The 26,715-nt window shown below is 67.9% G+C and carries 31 protein-coding genes and 2 pseudogenes; 26 read left to right on the forward strand and 7 right to left on the reverse strand.

The features are described from left to right. Positions 1-3: 3 nt before the first annotated feature. Genes ACQ860_RS14285 through ACQ860_RS14305 form a run of 5 tightly spaced genes read right to left on the reverse strand, consistent with a single transcriptional unit; the run spans position 4 to position 3,053 of the window. Positions 4-639, reverse strand: coding sequence for a hypothetical protein (locus ACQ860_RS14285; protein ID WP_431304007.1), 636 nt, complete (start codon positions 637-639; stop codon positions 4-6). A gap of 16 nt (positions 640-655) precedes the next feature. Continuing rightward, entirely contained in the window at positions 656-1,528 is an 873-nt protein-coding gene (locus tag ACQ860_RS14290; protein WP_431304008.1) for an ATP-binding protein, read from the reverse strand. Continuing rightward, positions 1,528-2,067: a hypothetical protein gene (locus ACQ860_RS14295; RefSeq protein WP_431304009.1), complete on the reverse strand. Its 540-nt coding sequence runs from the start codon at positions 2,065-2,067 to the stop codon at positions 1,528-1,530. Before ACQ860_RS14295 ends, ACQ860_RS14290 begins: the two co-directional genes overlap by 1 nt. Next, positions 2,067-2,429 (reverse strand): hypothetical protein, encoded by a 363-nt coding sequence (locus ACQ860_RS14300; protein ID WP_431304010.1) that lies wholly within the window; start codon positions 2,427-2,429, stop codon positions 2,067-2,069. The genes ACQ860_RS14295 and ACQ860_RS14300 overlap by 1 nt, the downstream gene beginning before the upstream one ends. A gap of 33 nt (positions 2,430-2,462) precedes the next feature. Next, entirely contained in the window at positions 2,463-3,053 is a 591-nt protein-coding gene (locus tag ACQ860_RS14305; RefSeq protein ID WP_431304011.1) for a sigma factor, read from the reverse strand. A 277-nt stretch (positions 3,054-3,330) separates the two neighbouring features. Here ACQ860_RS14305 and ACQ860_RS14310 point away from each other — a divergent pair, with 277 nt between their 5' ends. The 6 genes from ACQ860_RS14310 (at position 3,331) to ACQ860_RS14335 (ending at position 7,489) form a co-directional block, all read left to right on the forward strand. Further along, complete coding sequence (locus tag ACQ860_RS14310) at positions 3,331-4,068, forward strand: ImmA/IrrE family metallo-endopeptidase (RefSeq protein WP_431304012.1); 738 nt, start codon at positions 3,331-3,333, stop codon at positions 4,066-4,068. Beyond that, positions 4,065-4,346 carry a helix-turn-helix domain-containing protein gene (locus ACQ860_RS14315; protein WP_407023755.1) on the forward strand — a complete coding sequence of 94 codons (282 nt, stop codon included), beginning with the start codon at positions 4,065-4,067 and terminating at the stop codon, positions 4,344-4,346. The genes ACQ860_RS14310 and ACQ860_RS14315 overlap by 4 nt, the downstream gene beginning before the upstream one ends. 65 nt (positions 4,347-4,411) lie before the next feature. Next, the gene (locus tag ACQ860_RS14320) at positions 4,412-5,029 is read left to right on the forward strand and encodes a hypothetical protein (protein ID WP_431304013.1); all 618 of its coding nucleotides are present in this window, start codon (positions 4,412-4,414) and stop codon (positions 5,027-5,029) included. A gap of 242 nt (positions 5,030-5,271) precedes the next feature. Then, positions 5,272-5,772, forward strand: coding sequence for a DUF2924 domain-containing protein (locus ACQ860_RS14325; protein ID WP_431304014.1), 501 nt, complete (start codon positions 5,272-5,274; stop codon positions 5,770-5,772). Then, entirely contained in the window at positions 5,769-7,103 is a 1,335-nt protein-coding gene (locus ACQ860_RS14330; protein ID WP_431304015.1) for a recombinase family protein, read from the forward strand. Before ACQ860_RS14325 ends, ACQ860_RS14330 begins: the two co-directional genes overlap by 4 nt. Then, positions 7,100-7,489 (forward strand): hypothetical protein, encoded by a 390-nt coding sequence (locus tag ACQ860_RS14335; protein WP_431304016.1) that lies wholly within the window; start codon positions 7,100-7,102, stop codon positions 7,487-7,489. The genes ACQ860_RS14330 and ACQ860_RS14335 overlap by 4 nt, the downstream gene beginning before the upstream one ends. Positions 7,490-7,517: 28 nt before the next feature. Here the strand turns inward: ACQ860_RS14335 and ACQ860_RS14340 are convergent, their stop codons facing one another. Next, entirely contained in the window at positions 7,518-7,673 is a 156-nt protein-coding gene (locus ACQ860_RS14340; protein ID WP_431304017.1) for a hypothetical protein, read from the reverse strand. Between the two features lie 119 nt (positions 7,674-7,792). Here ACQ860_RS14340 and ACQ860_RS14345 point away from each other — a divergent pair. The 20 genes and pseudogenes from ACQ860_RS14345 to ACQ860_RS14440 all read left to right on the forward strand — a co-directional run. Then, positions 7,793-7,921, forward strand: a pseudogene (locus tag ACQ860_RS14345) (zincin-like metallopeptidase domain-containing protein); the annotation flags it as partial. A gap of 22 nt (positions 7,922-7,943) precedes the next feature. Beyond that, positions 7,944-8,240, forward strand: a pseudogene (locus ACQ860_RS14350) (zincin-like metallopeptidase domain-containing protein). Further along, the gene (locus ACQ860_RS14355; RefSeq protein WP_431305812.1) at positions 8,237-8,479 is read left to right on the forward strand and encodes a hypothetical protein; all 243 of its coding nucleotides are present in this window, start codon (positions 8,237-8,239) and stop codon (positions 8,477-8,479) included. Before ACQ860_RS14350 ends, ACQ860_RS14355 begins: the two are co-directional and overlap by 4 nt. Before the next feature lie 945 nt (positions 8,480-9,424). Continuing rightward, positions 9,425-9,748 carry a hypothetical protein gene (locus ACQ860_RS14360; RefSeq protein ID WP_431304018.1) on the forward strand — a complete coding sequence of 108 codons (324 nt, stop codon included), beginning with the start codon at positions 9,425-9,427 and terminating at the stop codon, positions 9,746-9,748. 109 nt (positions 9,749-9,857) lie between these two features. Beyond that, a complete protein-coding gene (locus ACQ860_RS14365; protein WP_431304019.1) occupies positions 9,858-10,475 on the forward strand; it encodes a hypothetical protein in 618 nt (205 codons plus the stop codon). A 381-nt stretch (positions 10,476-10,856) separates the two neighbouring features. Then, positions 10,857-11,195: a hypothetical protein gene (locus tag ACQ860_RS14370; RefSeq protein WP_431304020.1), complete on the forward strand. Its 339-nt coding sequence runs from the start codon at positions 10,857-10,859 to the stop codon at positions 11,193-11,195. 60 nt (positions 11,196-11,255) lie between these two features. Further along, entirely contained in the window at positions 11,256-12,695 is a 1,440-nt protein-coding gene (locus ACQ860_RS14375; protein WP_431304021.1) for a multicopper oxidase family protein, read from the forward strand. A 189-nt stretch (positions 12,696-12,884) separates the two neighbouring features. Continuing rightward, complete coding sequence (locus ACQ860_RS14380; RefSeq protein ID WP_431304022.1) at positions 12,885-13,970, forward strand: TolC family protein; 1,086 nt, start codon at positions 12,885-12,887, stop codon at positions 13,968-13,970. Continuing rightward, positions 13,967-15,667 carry an efflux RND transporter periplasmic adaptor subunit gene (locus ACQ860_RS14385; protein ID WP_431304023.1) on the forward strand — a complete coding sequence of 567 codons (1,701 nt, stop codon included), beginning with the start codon at positions 13,967-13,969 and terminating at the stop codon, positions 15,665-15,667. The genes ACQ860_RS14380 and ACQ860_RS14385 overlap by 4 nt, the downstream gene beginning before the upstream one ends. A 3-nt stretch (positions 15,668-15,670) precedes the next feature. Next, positions 15,671-18,823: an efflux RND transporter permease subunit gene (locus ACQ860_RS14390; RefSeq protein WP_431304024.1), complete on the forward strand. Its 3,153-nt coding sequence runs from the start codon at positions 15,671-15,673 to the stop codon at positions 18,821-18,823. Between the two features lie 4 nt (positions 18,824-18,827). Next, positions 18,828-19,223 (forward strand): hypothetical protein, encoded by a 396-nt coding sequence (locus ACQ860_RS14395; RefSeq protein WP_431304025.1) that lies wholly within the window; start codon positions 18,828-18,830, stop codon positions 19,221-19,223. A gap of 17 nt (positions 19,224-19,240) precedes the next feature. Next, positions 19,241-19,993 carry a response regulator transcription factor gene (locus ACQ860_RS14400; RefSeq protein ID WP_431304026.1) on the forward strand — a complete coding sequence of 251 codons (753 nt, stop codon included), beginning with the start codon at positions 19,241-19,243 and terminating at the stop codon, positions 19,991-19,993. A 56-nt stretch (positions 19,994-20,049) separates the two neighbouring features. After that, positions 20,050-21,312: an ATP-binding protein gene (locus tag ACQ860_RS14405; protein WP_431304027.1), complete on the forward strand. Its 1,263-nt coding sequence runs from the start codon at positions 20,050-20,052 to the stop codon at positions 21,310-21,312. A 76-nt stretch (positions 21,313-21,388) separates the two neighbouring features. Then, positions 21,389-21,601, forward strand: a complete 213-nt coding sequence (locus ACQ860_RS14410) for a heavy-metal-associated domain-containing protein (protein ID WP_431304028.1) — start codon at positions 21,389-21,391, stop codon at positions 21,599-21,601. An 84-nt stretch (positions 21,602-21,685) separates the two neighbouring features. Continuing rightward, positions 21,686-22,099 carry a CopM family metallochaperone gene (copM, locus tag ACQ860_RS14415; protein ID WP_431304029.1) on the forward strand — a complete coding sequence of 138 codons (414 nt, stop codon included), beginning with the start codon at positions 21,686-21,688 and terminating at the stop codon, positions 22,097-22,099. After that, the gene (locus ACQ860_RS14420; protein ID WP_431304030.1) at positions 22,096-22,575 is read left to right on the forward strand and encodes a DUF411 domain-containing protein; all 480 of its coding nucleotides are present in this window, start codon (positions 22,096-22,098) and stop codon (positions 22,573-22,575) included. The genes copM and ACQ860_RS14420 overlap by 4 nt, the downstream gene beginning before the upstream one ends. A gap of 20 nt (positions 22,576-22,595) precedes the next feature. Beyond that, positions 22,596-23,192, forward strand: coding sequence for a Spy/CpxP family protein refolding chaperone (locus ACQ860_RS14425; protein ID WP_431304031.1), 597 nt, complete (start codon positions 22,596-22,598; stop codon positions 23,190-23,192). Between the two features lie 70 nt (positions 23,193-23,262). Next, positions 23,263-23,448, forward strand: a complete 186-nt coding sequence (locus tag ACQ860_RS14430) for a DUF2933 domain-containing protein (RefSeq protein ID WP_431304032.1) — start codon at positions 23,263-23,265, stop codon at positions 23,446-23,448. 62 nt (positions 23,449-23,510) lie between these two features. Further along, positions 23,511-23,915 carry a hypothetical protein gene (locus tag ACQ860_RS14435; protein WP_431304033.1) on the forward strand — a complete coding sequence of 135 codons (405 nt, stop codon included), beginning with the start codon at positions 23,511-23,513 and terminating at the stop codon, positions 23,913-23,915. 14 nt (positions 23,916-23,929) lie between these two features. Beyond that, complete coding sequence (locus ACQ860_RS14440) at positions 23,930-26,299, forward strand: heavy metal translocating P-type ATPase (protein WP_431304034.1); 2,370 nt, start codon at positions 23,930-23,932, stop codon at positions 26,297-26,299. 36 nt (positions 26,300-26,335) lie between these two features. Here the strand turns inward: ACQ860_RS14440 and ACQ860_RS14445 are convergent, their stop codons facing one another. Next, positions 26,336-26,620, reverse strand: coding sequence for a hypothetical protein (locus ACQ860_RS14445; protein WP_431304035.1), 285 nt, complete (start codon positions 26,618-26,620; stop codon positions 26,336-26,338). Positions 26,621-26,715 lie beyond the last annotated feature (95 nt).

Consider the following 26,715-nt stretch of genomic DNA (forward strand, 5'->3'; position numbering starts at 1 on the left):
CCCTCAGCGCGCCCAGGCAGGACGCGGGTCCGCATCCGCGGCGGGCTGCGGCGTCGGAGCCGGGAAGGCGCCCTGCTGCATGACCGGCATGGCGGGCGGTGCATAAGCGGGTGCCGGCGGCGCGTACCCAGCCTGTGCCGTCTGCTGCCCCATCGCCTGAGCGTAATCCCGATGATCCGGGGTCACCGCCATGCGGATTTCGCTCTTGGCCTCGCCACCGACGTCGGTGCCGTGGTCGATCTTGGCCAGGAACTCCAACCCTTCGAGATCCGCGAAGCCGCCGATGCGGCGCGCCGCCTGGGCATGGGGCGAGACATCCTTGTCGGAGATGCCGCGCGCGGAGTTCAGCATGCCGCGCAGGAAGCTGCGGCCCATTCCCGCCCATTCCGGCCCCTTCGGGCTGTAGAGGCCGATCAGCGTGAAGATCTTCCGCTTGGCGTAGGGCCCCTCCAGCACGGTGAATTCACCGTTGAGGTAGACCGCGCCGGCGCTGCTGCGCGTGGCATAGCCACCCGTCCAGCCTTGGCTCGGATCGTCGAAGCCGCCGGGGCGGATGGTGAGGCGGACCTTCACCAGCGTTCCCTTGGGGATCAGGTTGGTGTTTGACTGGGCGTCGTTGTAATCGTTCCAGGAAGCCATGATGCTTCTCCTCGGATCAGGGGGGGGGGAGGTCGGAGGGGGCGGCTAGCGCGAGCGGCGGCGGCAGCAGCGCGAGACGCTCGGCGACGGGACGGGCGGGGCCGTGGATCTTCTCGAAGAGGCGGCCGAGATGCGGTTCCTCAATCACATCGAGCCGGCCGCTGCGATCCTTCGCGGGATAGCCCCAGGGATTCAGCGTCTGGCAGATGAGAGCGCGGCGAAGCTGGCCCGCCTCGTCCTTGATCGCGGCCAGCGTGAGTACCTCATCGACGATACCGGGCAACTCGAGGCCCGTTTTGCTGCCATCGATCTGCGGCACGAAGACCTTGCGGTTGAAGTCGTCGAGCTTCTCGTCGAGGATTCCCACGAAGATGATGTTCTTGCCGCGTGTGTGCTGCAGATGCGTGAGCCAGGCGATCATCTCGCGCCCATGCAAGCCATAGGCGCCGCGGATGTCAGCCTTGCCGGTCTTTTCAGAGAACGCCTCGGGTTGGCCGCGACACCACTGGAAGCAGAGCCGGCCAGCAACGCTGATGCTGTCGATGAACAGCGTCTCATAGCGGGCGAGCAAAGCCGGATCACCGAACTGCTGACAGACGGCGGCGTAATGCGCCGGGGAATAAGGCTGGTCGTCACGCAGCGAAGGGTTCGGCCCGCCGATGAAGGCGGCGAAGTCGCGGCATTCCTGCCAGGTGCGCGGGCGGATGGTGTCGCCACCCCAGCCCTCGACCGCAAGATCGCCTGCCTCCAGGTCCATGAAGAGCGTGGTGCTGGCGAGCAGGGTCCAAAGCAGGCTGGTCTTGCCCTGGCCGCTTCCACCGAAGATGCAAGCCTTGATGCCACGCTGCTCGGCCTGGCGCTCGTCGGCGGTGATAATTCGCAGGTTCATCAGCGGCCTCCCTGCAGCGGGAGGAAGTCGGCGCCGTGCAGCCTGTCGCGCAGCGCCGTCTCGGACAGGATGGAGAGGCGATAGGTGAGCCGGCCGGTGCGCACGGTACGGGCCGGCTCGAAAGCCTGCCGGATGCGCTCTGGCCAGGCGGTATAGGCGCGCTCACAGACCTTGAAGGTCAGCTCGACATAGTCGCCCGGGTCCTCGCCGCCAGCGCGGATCTGCTCGGACAGCGCGGCAAGGCGACGTTGGTCCCATTCGACGCGCTTGGGGAGGTCGACGGCGACTTCGACGCTGCCGTCCTTGAAACGGACGATGCCGGTGTCCTTGCCGGCGACACCGCGTGCGGCGATGGCGCGCTGCTCGTAGCGCAGCGCGATGGCAGCGTTCAGCCAGTCATGGAGTTGACGCGCGGCCTCCAGCGCGTCGGCGCTGTCGGTCTGCAGCAAGGCGAGATGCTCGGCGGGGAGCGCGATGAGGTCAGCCACGGGCATGTGCCGCAGGGCGTCGAGCGTGGGACGGTTGGAGGGCGCGTTCATCAGGCGGCCTCCACCAGGATCTGCGGCAGCAGGGAGGTGCCGGAGCGACGAGGACGGCGGCGAGCGATGAGGAGGTACTCGAAGTCCTCCACGCCGCGGCGGCGCTGCACGAGATGCGCCAGGCCCTGCTCGCAGAGCATCCAGGCGCGGCTGGCGAGCTGGGTCAGGGCCACTCGCTCTGCTTTGTCCAGCAGGGCGAGCTGCGGGCAGAGGCTGCGGGCCAGCGTGCCGCGGAAATAGGTGATGGTGTCACCCGGTGCGGCGGCGCCGAGCCAGCGGCAGAGCGCTGCCTCGGTGAGGGGCGGAGCGGGGCTCCAGGACGGCGACGCCGCGGCGGGCGCCAGGGATGCGATGTTGCTCATACCAGGTCCTACGCAGGGGGAGCGGGATCCGTCTCACGCCGCGGTGGCGATGCCGGCGGCAAAGAGGCGCAGTCGCATTTCGGCGATGCGGCGATAGGCGGTGGCGCGGGAGGTGCCCGCGGCCGCGATCGCGGCGGACGGCGCGATCGCGGAGAGTTCGGCACAGAGGGAGCGGTCTCGCGGGTCGATGACTGGGGCCGCGCGATCGAGATCGATGCGGCGCTCGAGGGCTGCGACCGCGTCGGTGGGTTGGCCCCACCACGCGCCCAGTCCCGCGGCCTCGGGCAGGATCTCGGCCAGTGTAAGCGTCTCATCACCGCCGGCATCACTGCTGCCGGCGTCCACTTCGTCGAAGGCCGTGAGATGCTGACGCTGCCGGTCACGCTGAGCCTGCTGGGCGAGGCGGTAGCCGCGGTGCCGAAAGCAGACGGTCGCGAAGGCCTCCAAGCTGCCGCGCTCAGGGTCGAAGGAGCTGAGCCGTGCCAATAGGTCCAGCACCATCTCCTGCTCGACATCCTCACGGTCATGCCCCGGGAGGCGGGCCAAGCGGAGGGTGCGGCGCGACTCGCGGCGCAGGATCGGACGGAGCCGATGGAGGGCGGTGAGGGTCAGGCTGGTGGGCATGGCGGCACCGGGATCTGGATGACCCAGAGATGCAAACAGATGCCGTCATGGAGGGTGGAGGCGGAAAGGGGCGGAATGGGGCGCAAATGCCCGGCGGCATTTCTGCACCACGGCAAAGTCGATGTTTTCTATGACCTTGACGTCCGATCCCTCTGACGACCTGCCCCGATTTCTGCCCTACACATTGCGGGCGCGCGGCTGTGGATAGCGGGGATATGCGAACAAGAAGAGAACATAGACATTGACCAAAAGGTCAAATCATCGGCAACCTCAGCCCATGCCTCTCGTCGTCAGCTACCCGCACTCCGCCGGCTCCGCCGCCCCGCATCCTCTGTCCCGCGAGGCGCTATGGGCCGTCGCTGCGCAGGTGCGACGGCAGTTGCGCGCGCCGGGCGAGTCCCCGGCCGTTGATATGTGCCGGCTCGTCGGACGCTCGTCCGAGTTGGTGGTGAACGACCGCCCGGTGCGCGTTGCATGGGAACTGGCGCAGGCGGTGCATGACGATGCCGGTCTGGCCGTGCTGGGCGTGTGCGAGACGGACCCCGACATGCCGGGCACGGCGCTGGTATCGGTCAACGGTCCGATGGTGGAAGGGCGGCCGGAGCTGGCGCTGAGCACGGCAGCGCACGAACTGGGGCATGCGCTGTTCGACGTGCCGGCGGCGCTCGGAGAGGCGGGGCGGCGGTTCCGCGCCATCACCGCGCTGCCCGAGGCGCTGCTGGACCGGCGCGCCGTGCTGTCCGAGCGGCGTGCCAACGAATTTATGGGCGCGCTGCTGGTGCCCCCGGTGCCGCTGCATCTCCAGATGCTTGTACACGCCCGTGCCGAGGGGCTGCGCACCGCACACGCCCCGCATTACGGCCGGCAGGGCTCGCGCATCTTGGCGCGGGGCAATCCCAGTGAGGCGGTGGAGGGCGTGGTGGCCGCACTTGCCGGCGACTTCGGCGTCTCAGAGGGGTTCATTCGGGTGCGGCTGAACCGCTACCGGCTGGTGCAGGAAGGGCTGGACTCGTGAGCTTTGGTTCGGTGGTGCGCGAGAAGCGGCAGGCGCTGGCGATCAGCCTCAATGACTTCTCGGAGCGGCTTGGGGTGTCGCCCGCCTATTGGTCACGGATCGAGCGCGACCAGGAAAAGCCGCCGCGCGACGATCTGATCGAGAAGGCGGCGGCGATCCTTGGCGTGCGGCTGGACGATCTGTTTGTCGAGGCTGAGCGGCTGCCCCCCGACATGCGCAAGGATATGGCGAAGGTGGTGCAGGCCTATCGGCGACTGCGGGCTGTGGGGCGAGGCTAGCCATGGCGCCACGCGTCCTCCGAAAGCCCTGCTACGCCTTGGCCGAGCTCTGCACACGATGGGGTGTGACCGAGGCGGATCTGGCGAACTTCGCCCTCGGCGAAGAGATCACCCTCTCGGTCGTGGTGGCGCGACTGCCGCTGGAAGAGGGGGAGGTCGACGAGGTGGATGATGGTCAGTTCGTCGACATCCCGCACCGTCGGTACTGGTTCAGTGGCACTTTGGACCTGTGGCCGCAGGATGCCTGGACCGCGGTGATGCAGGGGGCGCAGACCGTAACAGCATTCCAGGCCGACGCGGGCCGGTACCGCTCAGTGTGGGCGCCGAACGAAGAGACGGCGGAGTTCATCGTACCGCGCGACCGGTTGGTGGTGCGGCATGCGGAGCTCGAGCGGTTCGAAGCCGCACAAGCGGCGGCTGCCTATGAACCCGCGCCCCCGCCGGCTGTTCCACAGCTCGGCCAGCGTGGCGCGCCCGCGCGCTACGATTGGGACGCGTTCTGGTGCGAGTTGGCGGTGATGCTGCAGGTCGAGGGCATGCCGGAGACGCAGGCGGCTGTCATCCGGCGCATGGAGGCCTGGTTCGCGAAGCGCGGCCAGTTCCCGGACCCGAGCACGGTGAAGCGCAAGGTGACGCTGCTGTGGCGCCGGCACGCGGAGGCTCTCGCCCGCCCGGCCGCGTGAGACACCGGGCAGAGCCCGCGGGTAGGACTTGGTATGAGCGCCAGGTCCCATCCCTCGACCATTAACCAGCATTTGCCGCCGCACCTCCGAGAGGTGTGCAGCATCCTGGCCGCGGGGCTGGTGCGGCTGCGCAGCCGCACCGTCGAGGAAGCTGCGCGTGAGGTGGCGGATCGGGGAGAGAGGTTGCTACACTTTCCGGCCCCCCAGCGCCTCCATGCAACCCGGACCAACCGGAGATCTGCATGACACGCGCATCTAAGCTCAAGCCCGGCAGCACGCCGGCGCTCATCATCCCCGCCATTCCCAAGCCGGACGTGCCGGGCCGGCTGGCGGCTCTCAAAACTGCCACGACGCCGGACCTCAAGCAGATGTGGCGGGAGCTTTTTGGGGCCGAACCACCCCCGTACAATCGGCGCTTCTTGGAAAGCCGGCTTTCATATCGCGTCCAGGAATTGGCCTATGGCGGCCTGAAGCCCGAGACGCTCCAGCGGCTCGCGGCCCTGGGCGAGCAGATCGACGGCCGCAACATTACCCTGCGGCGCATTCGCCAGGATCAGCGCCCCATCACTGGCACGCGGCTGATCCGCGAATATCAGGGCGTCGAGTACGTCGTGACCGTGACGCGCGACGGCTTCGATTGGCAGGGCAGGCCCTATCAGTCGCTCTCTGCTATCGCTCGCGCCATCACCGGCACGCGCTGGAATGGCTGGTTATTCTTTGGCCTGCGGAAGGCCAGCGCATGAGCCGCCGCGATGATCCCGCCGCCATGCCGGCGAAGCTGCGCAAGCGGCGCTGCGCCGTCTACACGCGCAAATCTACCGACGAGGGCCTGGAAAAGGAATTCAACTCGCTCGACGCCCAGCGGGAATCCTGTGAGGCCTATATTGCCTCGCAACGATCCGAGGGCTGGGTGCTGGTGCACGATCGCTATGATGATGGCGGGGTCAGTGGCGGCACGCTGGAGCGTCCCGCATTGAAGCGGCTGCTGGCCGACATCGAAGCGGGCCTCGTTGATGTCATCGTCTGTTATAAGATTGACCGCCTCTCCCGCTCGCTGATGGACTTCGCCAGGCTGGTGCAGACCTTCGACGAGCACGACGTCACGTTTGTGTCGGTCACTCAGAGCTTTAATACCACCACCAGCATGGGCCGGCTGACGCTGAACATCCTGCTCAGCTTTGCACAGTATGAGCGTGAATTAATCGGCGAGCGGGTGAGGGACAAGGTCGCGGCGTCCCGCGCGCGCGGCATGTGGATGGGTGGCCCGGTGCCGCTCGGCTATCGCGTCGAGAACCGGAAGCTGCTGGTGGACGAAGTGGGTGCCGCCACTGTCAACCGCGTGTTCGAGGGCTTTGCGGAAATCGGCTCCGGCACGAAGCTGCTGGTGATCCTCCGCGCCGAGGGCCTCGTCACCAAAACGGGCAAACCCTTTGATAAGAGCGCGCTCTACAAGCTGCTGGTCAACCGGGTCTATCTCGGCGAGGCCGTGCATAAAGGCACATCCTATCCTGGCGAGCATGCCGGCATTGTCTCGCAGGAACTGTGGGACCGGGTGCATGCCATCCTGCAAGAGAGCCCACGCGTTCGGGCAGGCCGGTCGCGCGGTAAGGCAGCGTCGCTGCTCCGCGGGCTGCTGTTCGGGGCCGACGGGCGGGCGCTATCGCCCACACACACCCGGAAGAAGGGGCGGCTCTACCGCTATTATGTCAGCCAGGCCGTGCTGCAGGGTGGCGCGAATGACGCGACCTACCGGCGCCTCCCGGCTGGGGAGATCGAGGCGGTGGTGATGGAGCAGGTGCGCGCGCTGCTGCGCCAGCCGGAGGTGGTGGTGGGCACCTGGCGCGCCGCGCAGGCCCAAGCGCCGGACGTGACCGAGGACGAATGCCGCGAGGCGCTGGGCCGGCTTGATCCGCTGTGGGAGGAGTTGTTCCCCGCGGAGCAGGAGCGGATCGTGCGGCAGCTGGTGGAGCGCGTGACGGTCAGTGACGTCGGGGCGGAGATCAAGCTGAACCTGGAGGGGATCGCCGGGCTGGCGCGCGACATGACGGCGAAGCAGGGAGCGCTGGCAGCATGAGCAGTGTGACGGTGATGGTGCCGCTGACCATTCGGCGCCGCGGTGGGCGCAAGCAGATCATCGGGCCGGATGGGGCGCCGGTTCGGGCGGGCGAGGCGGAAGGGGTGGCAGTCACACGGGGCGATCCGGCACTGGTGAAGGCGCTGGCGCGGGCGTTTCGGTGGCGCCGGATGCTGGAGGGCGGCCGCTACGCCTCGGTCCGGGAACTGGCGAAGGCGGAGGGAGTCGACCGCGCCTATATTGGGCGGGCGCTCAATCTGACGCTGCTGGCGCCGGATCTGGTAGAGGCCATTTTGGACGGTAAGGCTGCACCGCTTCTGCAGCGCCTCCTGGATGGCGAAGCCTCCGCATGGACGGAGCAGTGTCCTACGCTCGGTGCTCGCTGACCATTTGTCAGCAACCTACGAGCCAGACTCACATGGGCGCAAAGAGCTCCTCCACATCCGCGTCAGTCAGCTTCAGCGCGCCGCCTTCCTCGCCGCCCAGCACTGTCGCTACGAGCGCGCGCTTTCGTTCCTTCAGGACTTCCATCTTCTCCTCGATGCTCTGCAGCGTGACCAGTCTATGCACGAAGACCGGCTTGTCCTGCCTCCGCGTCCGGCCAGTCAACAGGTCTGTACTGAAAACCCCAGGAAACTCGCCATACAGCGCGGCGCTCGGTCAGGCGGAGGGCATGGCTCGTATGAGAAATGGCGGAGCAGTTCATCGCCAACACCGGAGCCAGGCGCATCGAGGGCGTGGGTGGGCCGTTCTACCGGCCCAGCACCGACACCATCCACATGCCCGACCGGCGCAGCTTCACCAGCGAGGAGGCCTTCTACGCGACCGTAGCTGCACGAGCTGGCGCACTGGACCGCCGAGCGGAGCCGGTTGAACCGCAACCTTACCAGCGAGTTCGCCAGCACCGGCTATGCCCGCGAGTAACTGATCGCGGAGATGGCATCCGCTCTGCTATGCGCGGACCTGGGCCTGTCAAAGGAGCCGCGCGAGGATCACGCCACCTATCTCGCCGCGTGGCTCAGGAAGCTGAAGGAGGATCCGATGAGGTTGTGGACCGCAGCGCGCGCCGCGGAGAAGGTCAGCGCCTATCTGGCCGACTTCCAGGCCCCGCACATCGAGGAGGCCATGGCCGCATGAGTATTCGTCATCCGCTTTGGGAAGCCATGAACGACGCGAAGCGCATCTATAACCAAGAGCTTGGCGACCTGGCTGTGCGGATCAGGGTGCGCGCCGACGACCTGCGCTACATGCCGCAGGCGAAGGCGCTGCCTTCCTTCCCGGCCTATGAGAGGGCGCTGCACGACTGGCTGGACGGGGGAACTCCCGTCATGGCCACGCCCGGCTGCTACGCGCCCAAGGCAGAACCGGAAACATAGGGCGCGAGGCGCTTCTCTAGCAGGCCTCTGAAAAGCTACGAGCGACGGGCGGTGAAGGGTGCTTCATCGCCACGATGGAAGCGGATCTCGCCGGTGAGGGTATCCGCCGGACCTCCAGGACGCGGCCGTCCAGACGGTTCTGCAGTAGGCCGAGGCGCTGTCAGCGGCTTGGGCGGCCTGATTGTGGCGCTGGCGTGGCGGCTGGCAATAGGCGATTCGGTAGCAGCTCCTTCCGCTCCCCCACCCGCAACGGCGAACTCCGCTACATCATGACCGAAAAAACTTGAGATTTTTCTTGGCTTTCAGCCTGGCTGGTAAATCGCCCAAGTCGCCAGCTTTGGAGAATACCGCGCAGGAGAGAGCGATTTTCGGGTGTCGGTGCGACTCAGCAACCGCCAGCCATCGCACAAAAATGGCGGAAAACCTGCGCCACAGGGCGACGGCCGCTACGGGGGAGAGGGGTTAGGGGAGTTGAAACTGGCGTAGCGGTGGGAACCGGATTCCAACCTTCTCTGGGGACGCCGATTGCCGAGACTTACGTAGGGATCTGCTGACCGCATTTGTCGTGCTACGCAGACCGTCGGCAACAATCTCGCCTCCTGGCCGCGATGACGATGCTTGGCCTGCTGGACGCACCGTTCATCGCCTGGCTCGGCACCAATGGCGACAATCCCCTCAGTTAGCCGGGCCATACCAATTTCCAGACGCCATACCAACCAAGATAAATTGAACAACCATTTTAAACTCAAAAACCCATCGTCGTCCGAGTAATAATCCTTTTATATTTACATTTTGTCTTTATGTAAAAATAAATGTCAGATCCTCATGCCTTAGATAGTGTATTTAATTTGTCATAGTCTGATATGCTGCTGTCGCCATGTGACAATTCATCTCGACCATATTCGGCCCACAGCAAAGCGCTGGACCGCTCATGGATCGCAGACAATGGCCCGAGGACTGCTCCTCACGTTCATCTTCCTCTCGGGGTGCACCATTGCGCCCCTGCCGCGCGACATACGCTCGCTTCCAGGCGGGGTGGAGGGTGTTGCGTCCGCCCGCGTGGTCGATGTGGACGAAGACGGCAAGCCGGTGATCCACCGTCCCGAAATCCCGAATTCCCGCGCCGTCAGTGCCGGTCTGGGCCGCTTGGAAGGCGGCGCTGATGATACCAGCGTGAGCCGCAGCGGGCCGGGTCGCGGCACCATGGGTGGTAACCGCCCGGCCGTCGTTGTCGGCAACGAAGACGGCCGTCCGGTCATCATCCGATGAAGGAACTGCCTTCCATGACGGGCCCAACCCTGTCGTGGCTCGGTCAAGGCTGCCGCAGCCAGTCCTGATCCCACTCAACGCTGCGAATCCACACATAAGGGAGAGTTCCATGATCAGAAACATTCTGGTGGCCGCCATCGCCCTCGCGGCCTTGGGCACCGGACCACAGGCCCAGGCCCAGTCCGGCGCCTCGGATGCGAACTGGCAGTTTCGTTGCCCCGCCGCCGGCACGGTCGTCGAACCATCGAACGGGGCGGCGCTCCGTTTTCGGGGCGAGGATACCAGCCAACCCGGCAGTTGCATGATGTCGGGCAACCAACCCCGTTTTATGGGCTACTGGCGGGTGAGTGAAGGCTTCTACCGTGCGGCGGGTCCACGTCTGGCCGGGGCATTCGCCAACGGGGTCAACCTCGCGACCGCGAGGCCTCTGGAGTTCTCGTATTTCGGAACCGGCCTCACTGGGGACAGCATCGTCCTGCAGGAACGTTGGACAGCCGAGGCCGGTGGCTCGGTGACCACACCCGCCGGCACCTTCAACACGGTCCGCGTTGACCGTTACTTCGTTGTCCAGGGCTCGGCATTCCAGTTCACCGAATCTGTCTGGTTCGATCGCGCGACGAACGTGCCCGTCAGGGCTCTCGTCGATCACCGGAACTTCATCCAGGCGCCATCGCTGGTGAACTGGGTCGCCAATGAGATCACGCGGCCGCAAACAGCCTCCCGCTGAAGCGAACAGGCGCGCGGGTCGCAGGCCCGCGCGCCGATGCGCCCAACGAATTCATTCGCGAAGACATACCGTGCGCACGCCCGCATGTCATCGCACGCGTCATGAACCGCTGGAGTAGGAGGCTCCATCTGAACTTCTTGATCACGCTTGCAGATTCACCAACCGTGGCGCGCCCCGGAAGGCAATCGTTGTGGGGCGCTGGGTTTCGCTGGCCCGCACGATTTCCGTCTTCGCCAGGCTGCGCCGCCGCGGGATCCCGATTCGGATAAGGCCCTGATCGGACATCTTTTGTCACGCCGCGGAGAAGCAACGTCATCATTCAGCCGCCATAACGGTTCCACGAGCACGGGATGGTCCGCCGCTCACACAAGGAATCGATCAATGCGCTCCTCCCTCATTCTCGCTGCCACCTTCGCCATGTTTGCCACGGCCGCGCTGGCGCACGACCCGTCAGGGCGGCCCGAGACCGGCAACTTCGCGCCCCACGTGACCGGCTCCGCCGAGGCTGGCAGGCCCGAGATCCATCGCCCGGATGCTTCGTCGCATGTGGGCACGTCCGGGGGTGTCGCCAGCATGCCCGCCGGTGACGCCGAGCGCACTGTGGTCCGAAGCGGCCCTGGCCGTGGTACGGTCGGCACGCCGGCCCCCGGTCGCGTCGTGGACAACGAGGACGGGCGGCCGGTGATCGAACACGGGCACCGGCCGGCCGGCAGCCGCTGAACCGGTTGGGCGGGTGCAAGCCCGCCCAACACCAACCGCACTCCTTATTGGATACTACCCATGAACCGTCGTCAGTTCCTCGCCAGCGCCGCCGCCATGCCAATGGCGGCAATGTCACTCCCGGCCATGGCCCAAACCGAGCCGGACGTCATCCGTGCGGTCACCCGCCAGATCGAGGTGAAGGGCCGCTCCGCCCAGGTCTTTGGCCTGGTGGACCGCAACGGTCGTCCGGGCTGGTCGCGCCGCGCTGGGGAGGGCTTCGCGGTTCGCCTCGTCAACGAGACCTCCGAGCCGACCGGCATCCACTGGCACGGCCCCACGCCGCCCTGGCGCCAGGATGGCGTGCCCGGCGTCTCCATGGAGCCCATTCCCGCCGGCGGCAGCCAGGAGTTTCGCTTCCCTCTCGATCGTCCGGCAACCCATTGGATGCACAGCCATCTCGGCCTTCAGAAACAAGCCCTGATGGCCGCGCCGCTGATCGTGCGGCCGGCCAGTGCGCCGGATGAGCAGGAGGTCGTGATCCTGCTCCAGGATTTCAGCTTCGCCCCGGCCGATGAGCTGCTGGCGCGCCTGGTGGGCGGACCGGCCGAAATGGCCCCGCATGGCGGCGCCGCGCCGCATGCTGCGGCGCCGTCACCTCACGGCGCGATGGGCGGCATGGGCATCGTGGACCGTCTGCGCGGCCTGGTCGGCCTTGGCCGCCGCAGCATGGCCATGGACATCAACGATATCGAGTTTGACGCCTATCTCGCCAATGACAGAACGCTGGACGACCCCGAGGTGATTGCCGTCGAGCGCCGCGGCCGCGTGCGGCTCCGGGTCATCAACGGTGCGTCGGCGACCGGATTCCACCTCGATCTCGGCTCCGCCACGGGCATGCTGGTCGCGGTGGATGGCGAGGACCTTACTGAACCGCTGCGGGTCTCGACCGTCCCCATCGCCGTGGCTCAACGCGCCGACATCCTGTTGGACATCCCGGAGGGTGGCGGCGCGTTGCCGGTGCTGTTCCGCCGCGAAGGCGCTCGGGAACGCACGGGGGTCATTCTCCGTCCGCCCGGGGCCGCCATCTCCCGCCTGGACGGCATGGGCGATGCCGTGCCGGCCGTGGGCCTGGAACTCGAAGCCCGCCTTCGCGGCCCCGCCACCCCGGCGCGCGCCACGCGCACGATCGTCATGCCGCTGACGGGCGACATGGCGACCTACCGGTGGGGAATGGGCGATGGCGCGCCGATACAGGTGCGTCGCGGCGAGCGCCTGGAGATCGAGATGCGCAATACGACGATGATGTCGCACCCCATGCACCTGCACGGCCACCATTTCCAGGTTGTTGCAATCGAGGGCCGCCGCTTCGCGGGCGCCCTCCGCGACACCGTGCTTGTGCCACCCATGCAGCGCGTGACCATCGCTTTTGCGGCGGAAAACCCCGGGCCGTGGCCATTCCATTGCCATCACCTCTACCACCAGGTGCGCGGCATGGAGACGTTGCTCCGCTACGCCTGACACAGTTTGTCATGAACCAGAGCGGTCTTGTCGCACTCCATGCGGCAAAAGAAGCGACATGGAGTTCCACACATGCGTCAAATCCTGCTGATCACGGCAGCCTTGGCTTGGGCTGTGCCCGCGACGGCCGAAGACATACGGTCCGGCTTTCGGGCGGCCGTTGAGCTGAATGCCGAGCTTCGTGGCCTCATGGCCCAGCGTGCGGTCATCGAGGCGCGCCGGCAGGGTGCGCAGGCGTTGCTGCCTGGTGCGCCGTCCATCAGCCCCTCCTGGCGGACCACCACCTTCACCCAGCGCACGGGCTTCCAGGAGTTCGAGATCGGCGGCGAGGTGCCGGTCTGGCTGCCAGGGGAATCGCGCGCGCTGCGCGGCAGCGTTGAGGCGCAGACGGCCCAGCTCGATGCCCGCATTGCCGAGGCGCGCATCACCTTGGCTGGATTGGTCCGCGAAGCCTATTGGAACTGGGCTGCGGCCAATGCCGAGCGCGAGGCCGCCCAGGCTCGCGTCACCGCAGCGCGCGCTTTGGAGCGTGACCTGACCCGCCAGGTGAATGCCGGGCAGGTCCCGCGTGCCGACCTGCTGCTGGCCGCTGCGGATGCGCGCGACGCGGAGGCCACCCTTACCACGGCCGCCGGCCTTGCGCGTGACGCCGCCATCACCTTTCGCACTCTAACCGGCACGAACCCGACTCAGGGCCAGCCGGAACGCGCGGCACCCCCACCGACCGGCGAGGCCGCGCTGCGCGCCCTGCCTGCTGCCGCCGTTGCCCGCACCTCGCAGGATCTGGCGCGGGCGGAGGAGCGGCTGGCACAGGTGCGCGACCGCGCCAGCCCGACTGTGTTCGGCGGCTGGCGGCGGGAACGTGACGGCACGGGAGAGCCCTATATCGACCGCCTGCTGATCGGTGTCCGCATTCCCTTTTCCTACGCGCCCCAGGTGAACGAACGCATCGCCACCGCACGGGCCGAGGCGACGCTGGCCGAGGCGACGCTCGCCACCGTCGCGCGCACCCTGGCCGGCGCCGATACCCGCGCCCGCGCCCAGGCCGGGGATGCCGCCACCATCGCGGGCCTCGCCGAGCAGCGCCACCGCGCTTTGGCCGAGCAGACCGGCCTCAGCGAGGCCGCCTATCGCGCCGGCCAGCTTCCCTTCGCCGAAGTCGTTCGTGTCCGTTCACAGATTGCCCAAGCCGATGCGCAGCGCCGCCGCGCGCGCGTCGAGCAAGGCCGCGCCGCCTCCACCATCAACCAGACCCTGGGCCTGGAGCCACAATGATCCGATCCATCCTCCTGGCCGCGACGCTTTTGCTGAGCGGCCCGCTCCCTGCCCTTGCCCATCCCGGCCATGACGACGAACCCGCAGGGGTCGCCTCTGCCCTGCCGCGGGCTGAGACGCACAGCGACCTGTTCGAGATCGTCGCCGTGCTCCAGCCTGGCGGCGTATTGACGATCTACCTGGATCGTTGGGCCGACAACGCGCCGGTGGATGGCGCGGTGACGCTCACCATTGGCGGCCAGGAGGTGGCCGCAGAACGCCAGGGCATCGGCCTCTTCGTTGTCCGCTCGCCGCTGCTGGCGCAACCTGGCCCACGTGACGTGGTGTTCACCGTCAGCGCGGGCGCAGAGATGGACCTGCTGACGGCGCGGCTCGATGTGCCCGAGGCCGCGGTGGCTGCCGGCGCGGCCGCCTCGGCACTGGCCTTCCTCCGCAACACAGCCACCCAGCTCGCGCTGGGTGCCCTACTGCTGGTGGTCGGCGTGTTGCTGGGCCGCGGCTCTGTCCGCCGGCCGCTGCCGCCGATGGTCGAGGAGGAAGTGACGCAAGAGCAGCCGCCGACAGCCGCGCCGGTCAAGCCGGCCTCCGCCGAACTGCCGGCGCGTCGCGTCGCGGCGCTGGGACTTGGCCTGGCGCTGCTTGCCGCCCCCGCCTGGGCCGATCCTGGCCATGGGTCGGCACCTGGTTCGACCTCGACCTTCGAGGCGCCGCGCCGACTGGAGGACGGTGCCATCTTCATGCCCAAGGGATCGCAGCGGCTTCTGACGATCCGCACGCAGGTGACGGCGAGCGGCGATGCATCGGCGTCGATCCGCATGGTCGGCACCCTCGTCCCGGACCCCAATGCCTCCGGCCGTGTGCAGTCCTCCCAGCCGGGCCGGCTGGAGCCTACGGAACGCGGCTTTCCCATCCTCGGTCAGCGCGTGGAGCGCGGCCAGGTCCTGGCCTTCGTGCTGCCCACCTACAGCGCGGCCGAGCGCGGCGGCCTCGTGCAGAATGCGGCGGAGCTGGACGCACAGATCACCATCCTGGACGCACGGGTGCGCCGCCTGGTCGCCCTGCGCGGCAGCGTGTCCGAGCGTGAGATTTCTGAAGCGCAGGCCGAGCTCGCCGGCACCCGGCAACGCCGCGCCGCCATTCAGCCGGCACTCTCCGGGCGCGAGCCGCTGGTCGCCCCGGTCTCCGGCGTCGTCTCCGTCGTGCGCGGCGCGGTCGGGCAGTTGGTGGACAGCCAGGTCTCCGTCTTCGACATTGTGGACCCTTCGCGCCTCTGGGTAGAGGCATTGGCCTTCGAGCGGCAGGGCCTGGATCGGGTCGCCGGTGCCACCGCCACGCTGGCAGATGGACGAACGGTAGAGCTCACCTTCATGGGCCGTGGCCTGACGGTGCGGCAGCAGGCCGTGCCGGTGAACTTCCGGGTAGAAAACCCGCCGCCCGATGCGCCGATCGGCGCCTCCGTGATGGTGACGCTGCGAACCGCACAGCAAGTCCAGGGCATCGTGCTGCCGGCCGATGCCGTGGTGCGCTCCGCCGAAGGCCCACCGGTGGTGTTCGAGCACGCGACCGCCGAGCGCTTCGTGCCTCGCCAGGTCCGCGTGCAGCCGCTGGACGGCACGCGCGTCGTGGTCACCGCCGGGTTGGAGTCGGGACGGCGCGTCGTCGTCCAGGGCGCCGGCCTCATCGCCCAGGTGCGCTGAGCCATGTTCTTCAACGCCCTCGTCGGCTTCTCCCTGCGCAACCGGCTCTTCGTGCTGGTGGCCGCCCTGCTCGTCACCGCCTACGGCATGTGGACCCTGTCCCGGATGCCCGTGGACGTCTTCCCGGACTTGAACAAGCCCACTGTCACGCTGATGACCGAAGCCGAAGGCTTCGCCCCGGAAGAGGTCGAGCAGCTCGTCTCCTTCCCCATCGAGACCGCGGTGAACGGCCTGCCGGGCGTCACCCGGGTGCGGTCGGTGTCCTCGGTCGGGCTGTCCATCGTCTTCGTGGAGTTCGACTGGGGCGCGGACATCTGGCGGGCGCGGCAGCAGGTGAGCGAGCGGCTGAACCAGATCCAGGGACAGCTGCCGCCGCGTGTGCTGCCTTCCATGGCCCCCGTCTCGTCGATCATGGGCGAGATCATGCTGGTGGCGCTGACGGCACCGGCCGATGGCAGCGTCACACCGATGCAGCTGCGCGAGATCGCCGATTGGGTGATGCGGCCGCGACTGCTGACCATTCCCGGGATCAGCCAGGTGATCCCCATCGGCGGCGAGGTGCGGCAGTTCCGCGTCATGCCCGACATGCAGCGGCTGCATGCGCTGGACCTGACGCATGAGCAGATGGTGGCAGCCCTGCGCCAGTTCGGCGTCAATGCCGGCGGCGGCTATGTCGACCAGGCGGGGCGCGAGTTCCTGATCCGCAACATCGGCCGCACCACCTCGCTGGAGGATCTCCGCAACGCGACCGTGGGCTTCCGCGAAGGCCAGCCCATCGCGCTGCGCCAGGTGGCGACGGTCGAGTTCGGTGCCCGCTTCAAGCGCGGCGATGCCGGGGTGGATGGCGCACCGGCGGTGATCCTGGGCATCGGCAAGCAGCCTGGCGCCGATACCATCCGCCTCACCCGCGCCGTCGAGGCGGCGCTGGCCGAACTGCAGCGCGGCATGCCGCGCGGCGTGGTCGCCGACCGCATCAAATTCCGGCAGGCCGGCTTCATCGAGCAGAGCATCGCCAACCTCCAGACCGTGCTGGCCGAGGCCTTCGTCGTCGTCGCGATCGTGCTCTTCGCCTTCCTGTTGAATGTCCGCACGACCTTCATCTCGCTGACGGCCATTCCGCTCTCGATCCTGCTCACCGCCATTCTTTTCGCGGCCTTCGGGCTGTCCATCAACACGATGACGCTGGGCGGCATCGCCATCGCCGTGGGCGAGCTGGTGGACGATGCCGTGGTGGACGTGGAGAACATCTTCCGCCGGCTGCGCGAGAACCGGGAGAAAGCTGTTCCGGAATCCGCGCTGCATGTCATCGCGGCCGCCAGTTCCGAGGTCCGCTCTGGCATCGTCTATGCCACGCTGATCATCGTGCTGGTGTTCCTGCCGCTCTTCGCGCTCTCGGGCATCGAGGGGCGGCTCTTCGCGCCGCTCGGCATCGCCTACATCGTCTCCATCCTCTGCTCGCTGCTGGTGTCCATCACGGTGACGCCCGTCATGTGCTACTACCTGCTGCCGCGCATGAAGCGGATGGCGCACGGCGATGGCTGGCTGGTGCGCAAGCTGAAGGCCGGGAATGATCGTGCGCTGCGCTGGGCCTTCGGCCATCGCTCCCTGGTGCTGGGCGTGGCGGCGGTGGGCGTGGCCGTGGCCGGGGCGGCCGCGGTCTACCTGCCGCGTGCCTTCCTGCCGGCCTTCAACGAGGGCACCATCGTCATCGGTCTGACCTATCAGCCCGGCATTTCGCTGGCGCAGTCCGACGCCCTGGGCACCGTGGCCGAGCGCCTGGTCATGGCCGTGCCCGAGGTCAAGGGCGTGGGTCGCCGGACGGGCCGGGCCGAGCTCGACGAGCACGCCGAGGGAGTCCACACCTCCGAACTGGACCTCGACCTGCACACCACCGGCCGCCCGCGGGCCGAGGTGCTGGCCGATATCCGCACCCGCCTCTCAGCCCTGCCCGCCGCGATCAATCTGGGCCAGCCCATCTCGCACCGGCTCGACCACATGCTCTCCGGCGTGCGGGCGCAGATCGCGTTGAAGATCTTCGGCGATGATCTCGACACGCTGCGCACGCTGTCCGAGACGCTGCGCTCGCGGCTCGCCGCCAATGTGCCGGGCCTCGCCGATCTTCAGCTCGAACGGCAGGTCCGCGTGCCGCAGCTGCGCATCGCGGTGGACCATGAGCGCGCCGCCCTCTACGGCGTCTCCGCCGCCTCCCTGACCGAGACCCTGGAAGCGTTGACCGGAGGGGCGGTCATTAGCCAGATCATGGACGGCCCGCGCCGTTTCGACGTGGTCATGCGCCTCTCGGATGCCGACCGCACGACGGCGCGCCTAGCCGAGGCGCTGGTCGAGACGCCCGGCGGCCGCGTGCCGCTGCGCATGCTGGCCACCGTGGAGGAATCCGACGGTCCCAACCAGATCCTGCGGGAAGGCGCCCGCCGACGGATGGTCGTCCTGGCCAACACCACCCCGGGCACCAACATGGCCGCCGTCGTCGCCGGCATCCGCGAAGAGGTCGCCCGCATGGCCCTTCCACCAGGCTACACGACGAGCCTCGAGGGCACCTTCCAGGCGCAGGAGGAGGCGATGCAGACCATCGGCGTGCTGGCCGTCATCTCGCTCTCGCTGATCTTCGTGGTGCTGTACTCGCGCTACCGTTCGGCCATGCTGGCGGCGATCATCATGGGCAACGTGCCGCTGGCCTTGATCGGCGCGGTGGCGGCGCTCTGGATCGCCGGGCAGCCGCTGTCCGTCGCCACCATGGTGGGCTTCGTCACCCTCACCGGCATCACCACGCGCAACGGCATCCTCAAGGTCAGCCACTACCTGAACCTCGCGTTGCACGAGGGCGAGCGCTGGGGTCTTGCCCTGGTGCTGCGCGGCAGCGCGGAACGACTGACGCCCGTGCTGATGACGGCGCTGGCCGCCGGCCTCGCGCTGATCCCGCTGGCCATCGGCGCCGATGCGCCGGGCAAGGAGATCCTTCACCCCGTCGCCGTCACCATCCTGGGCGGCCTCGTGTCGGCCACGCTGCTGGATGCCTTTGTGACGCCGATCCTGTTCCACCGGTTCGGGCGGCCGGCCCTGGAACGCCTGCGCGCGGATGCCGCGGAGCGGAAATCGGCCGCGGCCATACAGCGCCCAGCTCTCGAAACCTTCTGACACGATGAGGATCATCATGACACCACGCCGCTTTCTTCTCCTGGCTTTCCTGGCCGTCTCCACGGGCCCGGCCCTTGCGCATGGCGGGGCACGTGGCAGCAATGGTGGCGTCATCGGCGAAATCGGCGATCGACACGTCGAGGTGCTGGCACGGGACGGTGAAATCCGCGTCTGGGTGCTTGATGCCCAGGATCGTCCGGTTTCCGCGAACGGCACCACCGGCAGTCTGATCGTCCTCGCGCAGGGCCGCTCCCAGACGCTTCGGCTGGAAGCAGCCGAGGGGGGCGCCTTCCTGGTCGCACGTGGTGATTTCCGCGCCGAGAGCGCGATGCGCGTCGTCGCCACCATGACGCTGCCGGGCCAGGCGCAGCGCCAGGCTCGCTTTACGCCCGTCGAGTAGTGCCGGATCATCCCAAGATGCTGGAACCCGCCGAACGCCGGCTGCTGGACCCCGAGGCGCACATCCTGGTCGTCGAAGACGATTCGGACATGCGCAACCTCGTCGCGCGCCTGCTGCGTGAGGCGGGCTTCCGGGCCTCTGTCGCACGGGACGGGCGCGAGATGTGGGAGGTGCTGGATGCCATCGCGGCCCAGCCGGATCTGATCCTGCTGGATGTGATGCTGCCCGGTGTCTCAGGCCTGGATCTCCTTCGGCGCCTGCGAGAACGTTCCCGCGTCCCGGTCATGATGCTGACCGCGCGCGGCGAGGAGATGGACCGCGTGCTGGGCCTGGAACTCGGCGCCGATGACTACGTGGCCAAGCCCTTTTCCTCGCGCGAGCTGGTGGCGCGCATCCGGGCGCTGTTGCGACGCAGCACTCCGGCGGGAGCGGAAGCGGAGCCGCGCCTGCGCCGGCTCGGTTTCGCGGGCTGGGTGCTGGACATGGCACGGCGGGAGCTCGTCTCCCCCGAAGAGGCCATCGTGGACCTCTCGGGCGCCGAATATGATCTGCTCCTGGCCTTCCTCGAACACCCGCAGCGTGTCCTCTCGCGCGAGCAACTGCTGGAGGTGGCCAAGCGGCGCGTCGGCGTGGACCCCTTCGACCGCACGGTGGATGTGCAAGTGGGGCGGCTGCGCCGCAAGATCGAGCCACAGGACACCAGCCCTTCCCTTATCAAGACGGTGCGCGGGGCGGGCTACGTCTTCGTGGCCGATGTGACGCGCGCCTGATGCCTCGATTGCGGGTGCCGTGGCCGCGCTCACTCGCGGGGCGGATCACGCTTCTCATGCTGGGGGGCCTGACCCTGCTGCACGTCGGCAGCATGGTCGTGCACGAGCAGGCGTTGCACGGAGCCGAAAGCGGTGCACGTATCGAACGCTTGGCCGAGCGCCTTTCGGCCGCCGTGGTGGCCGTTGGCGCACTTCCGGAAGGCGCGCGAGACGCCGCGGCCCATGCGCTGGCACGTCCAGGCATCGAGCTGCACTGGGACCGGGTGCCGCCGCTGGCCGAGGGTTCACCGCCCGCAGCCCTGGCGGAGGCCGCGGCGCGTCTGGGCAGCGGTGCGAGATTGTACTGGGACCCAAAGGCGGAGCCAGGGCATCGAGTCGTGGGCGCGGTGCCCCTGGCGGACGGTGGGGGCTGGATCGTCTTCGCCGCAAGCTGGCTCGCAGCCCCCGCCAATTCGATGGAACGCGGTGCCGTCATTTCGATGGTCGCGATGGCGCTGGGAATCGGCACCGTCTCGGTCCTGGTGGTGCGCTGGATTACGCGACCGCTGCGGCGCCTGGCCGATGCCGCCGATGGCATCGGCCATGATCTAGCAACGCGCCCCCTGGCGACGGAGGGGCCGGTCGAGGTGCGCCACGCGGCACTTGCCTTCAACGCCATGCAGAGCCGCATCCGGCGCCTGGTCGAGGACAGAACTGAAGCACTGGCGGCGGTCAGCCATGATCTGCGAACTCCGCTCGCACGCTTGCGACTGCGCGCCGGCTTCCTGCCCGAGGGCGAGGACCGTGCGCGGATGGAGGCGGACATCGCCGAGATGGAAGCAATGGTGGTGCGGACCCTAGACTACATCCGCGAGGGGCGCGACGGCGAGCCGGTCGTGCCGACGGACCTCGCTGCCATCCTGCTGACGCTGGCCTCGGACGCATCCGATGCCGGGCATGACGTGACTTATGACGGACCAGCCCGCGCCGTGTTGCCGCTGCGGCGCTTGGCGGCAAAGCGCGCCTTTTCCAACCTGGTGGACAATGCCGTGCGGCACGGCGGGCCGCCGGTGCGCCTGACCGTTCAGATCGAGCGCGACGGCATGGTGGTGGATGTAAGCGATGGCGGGTCAGGGATCGCGCCTGATGACCGAGCCCGCGCCCTTGTGCCGTTCCAGCAACTCGACATGGCGCGCGGTGCCGGCGGAAGCGGCTTGGGGCTGTCCATCGCGCAACGCTTTGCTGAGGCGAGCGGCGGCACGATCGAACTGGGCCATGCGGACCAGGGTGGATTGGCGGTGCGCATTGCACTGCCACGCCAACAAGGCGTCGGGCGGTAGGCAGGCCTTGACCTTCCCACAATAGCAAGCGCCACCTCAAGCGCTGCAGCGAAGAAGGACTGGCATCATGCTTCACATGACGATTGCCAACATGCACTGCGGCGGCTGTGCCAAGGGCGTTCGCGCCAGTTTGAGCGAGGTCGCACCCGGTGTCACCGTGGAAATCAACCTGGAGCGCCGGGAAGCCAGCCTGGACGTCCCAGACGCGGCGCCCGTGCTGGCAAAGCTGCGCCGCGACGGATGGCAAGCCGTGCCGGTTGCCGACCAGGAGATGACGGCACCGTCCTGACATCATTTGTCATCTGCGTGAGAAGCAACGTCACAATTGCGGTCGTACTGCCCTTACTACTTTGATCCATTGAAAGGTCCCACCATGCGCCGTTCCACCCTGATTATTGCCGCCCTTGGCCTCGCGCTCGCTGGGGGTGCCGGCTTTGCCGTGGCCCAAATGCCGCATCACGGGCCAGGCCATGGTGCCGCGCAGCCGCAGGCCGGCCACAATCATGGCGCCGCCGCGCCCGCTAATGCGTCGGCGTCAACGCGGGCGTTCATGGCGGTGAACGACAAGATGCACCGTGACATGGCGGTCACCTTTACCGGCAACGCCGACCGCGACTTCGCCGCCGGCATGATCCCGCACCATCAAGGTGCCATCGACATGGCTCGCGTCGCGCTGGAGTTTGGACGCGACCCGGAAGTACGGGCGCTGGCCGAAAGCATCATTCAGGATCAGGAGCGTGAGATCGCGCAAATGCGTGCGATCGTGGCCCGGCTGCCTGCGCGATGAGCCACTACGCCGCCATGAAGCGCCGCTGCATGTTTTCCGTTACTACGGCGCTTCTGGCGGCGCCAGCGGTGGCCCAGCGGCAAGAGCATGTCGAGGTTTGGCGTGACCCCCACTGCGGCTGTTGCGCCGCCTGGGTCGAGCATCTGCGTGCAGAAGGGTTCGGGGTTACAGATCGCGTCGTTCCCTCCGTCGCGCCATTCCGCCGGATGCTGGGGACGCCGGCCGATCTGCTCTCGTGCCATGCCGGCCGTGTCGCTGGCCTGGCGCTGGAGGGCCACGTGCCGGCCTTTTCGATCCGTCGCGCGCTCTCCGAGCGCCCCGCCGGCGTGATCGGCCTTGCGGTGCCTGCCATGCCAATCGGCTCGCCCGGCATGGAAATGCCAGGGCGTGAGCCCGAGACCTACGACGTGATCGCCTGGACCACTGACGGCAGGCAGCGGCCCTTCATGCGTTTCACCGGCGCCCGCGCCGTCTGACAACGAACAAGGAAAATACCATGAGGAAGCTCAGCACCTACACCGCAGCGGCAGTCCTGGCGGTTGGGCTCGCCGGCACGGCGCTCGCACAAACGACGCTCCCGGCCGGTGCGGAACACGAGGGCCATCACCCTGACGCGCCGCCTGCCGCCCAGCCGCCCGTATTGCCGCTTGGGGCGCCGGCAGCCGGCTTGGCCGGCCCGAGCGGCATGATGGGCGGCGACATGGGTCGCATGATGCAGCAGATGATGCAGGGCCGGATGGCCGCGGCCGCGATGCAGCCGTTCCGCCGCATTGAGGGGCAGCTCGCCTTCTTCCGGGCCGAGCTGCGCATTACCGACGACCAGCTCCCGCAATGGGCCGCCTTCGCCGACGCCGTCCGCGCCCAGGGCGACAGGCTTCGTCAGGTCACGCAGCAGGCGATGGGCGGCACCACCGGCCCCGGGACGGCGCCACAACAGATGGAGCGTCGGATCGCCCTGCTCTCCGCCCATCATGAAGCGATGCGCGCGGTCAACTCGGCAGCGACACCGCTCTATGCGGCGTTGTCCGAGGAGCAGCGCCGCACCGCCGACGAGCTTATGGCCGAACATCTGCGCAGCATGAGGATGCCGTGACATGGATCAAATAGACAGAGTCCACACGCAGGGAACGCCTTCCTGGTGGCGTACTCGCACTGGAATAGCTGTGATCGGCTTCGCGCTGATCGGGGCCTTCTACATCCTGCGGGAGCATTGGGGCCACGCGTTCGGCGCGCTTCCCTATCTCATCCTCCTCGCCTGCCCGCTGATGCACCTTTTCATGCATCACGGGCATGGCCATGGCGGCGGCGGGCAAGACGCCGCCTCAGATCGTGGCAACGGCGCCAGGTGATCCACTATCTACCGCGGGGTTGGGCTGGATGGGCTGCTCCCGCGGCCCGCTACCTCGCGGCCATGCTCGCCTTGAACCTCGCCTGGGAAGTCGCGCAGCTCCCCCTCTACACGCTGTGGCTGGAGGGAATGCCGGGCGAGATCGCCTTCGCCGTCCTTCATTGCACTGGCGGGGACGCGATGATCGCTGCCGTCGCGTTGGCGGCGGCGATCCTGCTGACACGATCCTGGCACTGGCCGAGCCAGGGATGGGGCCGCGTGACGCTGATCGCGACCCTGATTGGCCTTGGCTACACGGTGTTCAGCGAGTGGCTGAATGTCGATCTGCGCCAATCCTGGACCTACACGGCCGCCATGCCGCGCCTTCCGCCGTGGGGAACCGGGCTCGCCCCCTTCCTCCAATGGCTGCTGTTGCCGCCACTGGCGATGCTGGCAGCGCGGCCGCCTCCGCGACCTTTCGCGCGCTGAGGAGTTAGACGGACATGGAACATCACGGCCCCCACACAGCCCAGGGCAAGCACGATCCTGAGCTTGAAGGGACTGCGGCGGCATCGGGCACCGTGAAGGATCCGGTCTGCGGCATGACGGTGGACCCGGCAAAGACGGCTCACCACGCCGATCATGCGGGACATGCCTACCATTTCTGCTCAGCCGGTTGCCGCACCAAGTTCATCGCCGAACCGGGAAAGTATCTGCAGGCGCGTGCGCCTTTGCGCGCTGAGGCGGTGGCGCCGGGCACCATCTACACCTGCCCGATGCACCCACAAATCCGGCAGCCTGGCCCTGGCAGTTGCCCGATCTGCGGCATGGCACTCGAACCTGAAACCCCCTCGGCCGAGACGGGACCAAATCCGGAGCTGGTGGACTTCACCCGGCGCTTCTGGATCGGCCTTGTGCTGACCGTCCCGGTTTTCCTGCTGGAAATGGGTGGTCACCTGACGGGGATGATGCACCTCGTCGGCGGGCCGCGCGTCGGGAACTGGATTCAACTGGCGCTGGCGACGCCCGTGGTGCTCTGGGCGGGTTGGCCGTTCTTCGTCCGTGGCTGGCAGAGCCTGGTGAACCGCAGCCTCAACATGTTCACGCTCATCGCCCTCGGCACCGGTGTCGCCTGGGTGTTCAGCGTCGTGGCGACCCTCGCCCCCGGTATCTTCCCCGCAGCCTTCCGCGCGGCCGATGGCTCGGTGGCGGTGTATTTCGAGGCGGCGGCGGTGATCGTGGTGCTGGTGTTGTTGGGCCAGGTGCTGGAACTGCGCGCACGGGAGCAGACGGGCGGCGCCATCCGCGCGCTGCTCGATCTAGCGCCGGCCCAGGCGCGTCGGCTGCGCGATGACGGGTCCGACGAGGAGGTGCCGCTGGCCGCCATCGTGGTCGGCGATCGGCTGCGCGTCCGTCCCGGCGACAAGGTGCCACTCGACGGCGCGGTGCTGGAGGGCGCCTCCAACGTCGACGAGAGCCTGGTGACGGGCGAGGCCGTGCCGGTCACCAAGGCGGTGGGCGATCAGGTCGTCGGCGGTACGCTGAACGGCCAGGGCAGCTTCGTCATGCGGGCCGATCGCGTTGGCCAGGACACGGTGCTGGCGCAGATCGTGCGCATGGTCGCGGGCGCGCAGCGTTCCCGCGCGCCGATCCAGCGCCTGGCTGATCAGGTCAGCGGCTGGTTCGTACCCGTAGTCGTGGGCATCGCGCTGGCCGCCTTCGCAGTCTGGGCGGTGTGGGGACCGGAGCCGCGTCTCGCCTTCGCGCTGGTCGCCGCGGTGACGGTGCTGATCATCGCCTGCCCGTGTGCGCTGGGGCTGGCGACGCCGATGTCCATCATGGTCGGCGTGGGACGGGGCGCGCAGGCGGGGGTGCTAATCAAGAACGCTGAGGCGCTTGAGCGCATGGAGCGGATTGACACGCTCGTCGTCGACAAGACCGGCACGCTCACCCAGGGGCGGCCGGACGTCGTGGCTGTGATCCCGGCAGCAGGCGTGGCCGAGGAGGAGGTGTTACGCCTCGCTGCGGGGTTGGAACGGCCGAGCCAGCATCCGCTCGCCGAAGCCGTCGTGCGGGCGGCGGAAAAGCGCGGGATCGTCGTGCCGTCAGTCGAGGGTTTCGATGCCCCTATGGGTCGCGGCGTGACCGGCACGGTCGAAGGACGCCAGGTCGCGGTAGGCAACGCCCGGCTGATGGATGAGACCAAGGTGGATGTCGGCGCCCTATCGGCGGAGGCCGAGCGTCTTCGCGGTGATGGCGCCACGGTCTTCTTCGTGGCGGTGGATGGCCATGCCTTCGGCATCGTCGCGGTGGCCGACCCGGTGAAGGAGACGACGGCGGCAGCCCTCGCGGGCCTCGCCAAGGAGGGCGTGCGGGTGGTGATGTTGACCGGCGACAACCGCACGACCGCTGAGGCGGTGGCGCGGCGGCTCGGCATCACCGAGGTTGAGGCGGAGGTCCTGCCTGAGGACAAGCAGCGCATCATCGAAAAGCTGAAGGCCGAGGTGCGCCGTGTGGCGATGGCGGGCGATGGCGTGAACGACGCGCCGGCACTGGCGGCGGCCGAGGTTGGCATCGCCATGGGTACCGGCACGGCCGTGGCGATCGAGAGCGCGGGAATCACGCTGCTGGGCGGCGATCTGATGGGGATCGTTCGGGCGCGGCGGCTGTCGGAGGCCGTGATGGGCAATATCCGGCAGAACCTGTTCTTCGCCTTTGCCTACAATGCGGCTGGTGTGCCGATCGCAGCGGGGGTGCTGTATCCGATGTTTGGTATCCTTTTGTCGCCCATCATCGCGGCGGCGGCCATGGCGCTGTCGTCGGTGAGCGTGGTCGGGAATGCACTTCGGCTGCGAACAACGCGGTTGGATTGACCCAGTCGGAGCGCATTGACGGTTCTGCGATGCGCCTCACGGCACCCGTCGCTTGGCAACCCCGACAGACAGCGTCGCCGCCGCCAGGTCGAACGTGGCTGCCGAGATGTTCCGCGCCATCACCCGCACCGTATTGTTCGACCAAACCGCGGCGTCGAGTTCGATGAACCGCGTCGAGGAAACCAGCGACGCCTCTGCCAGATCGCCGGCCCGTGCCCCGCTCACAGTGACATCGATCAGCGAAGTTGCCCCGGGCGCCAGGCTCGGCAGATCCCAGGAGACCTCTGCCGCGAACTCTCGCTGCCCGGACTGTGGGAGCAACGGCGTGCCATTCAGTACGGCCGGCGCGGCCTCCGGCAGCCCGTAGAGCCGCAGCGATTACAGGATGATTGATATCGATTTCCGAGCGAGCTTCT

Origin of the sequence: Sediminicoccus sp. BL-A-41-H5 (assembly GCF_050632405.1) — a bacterium.
Lineage (GTDB): Bacteria > Pseudomonadota > Alphaproteobacteria > Acetobacterales > Acetobacteraceae > Roseococcus.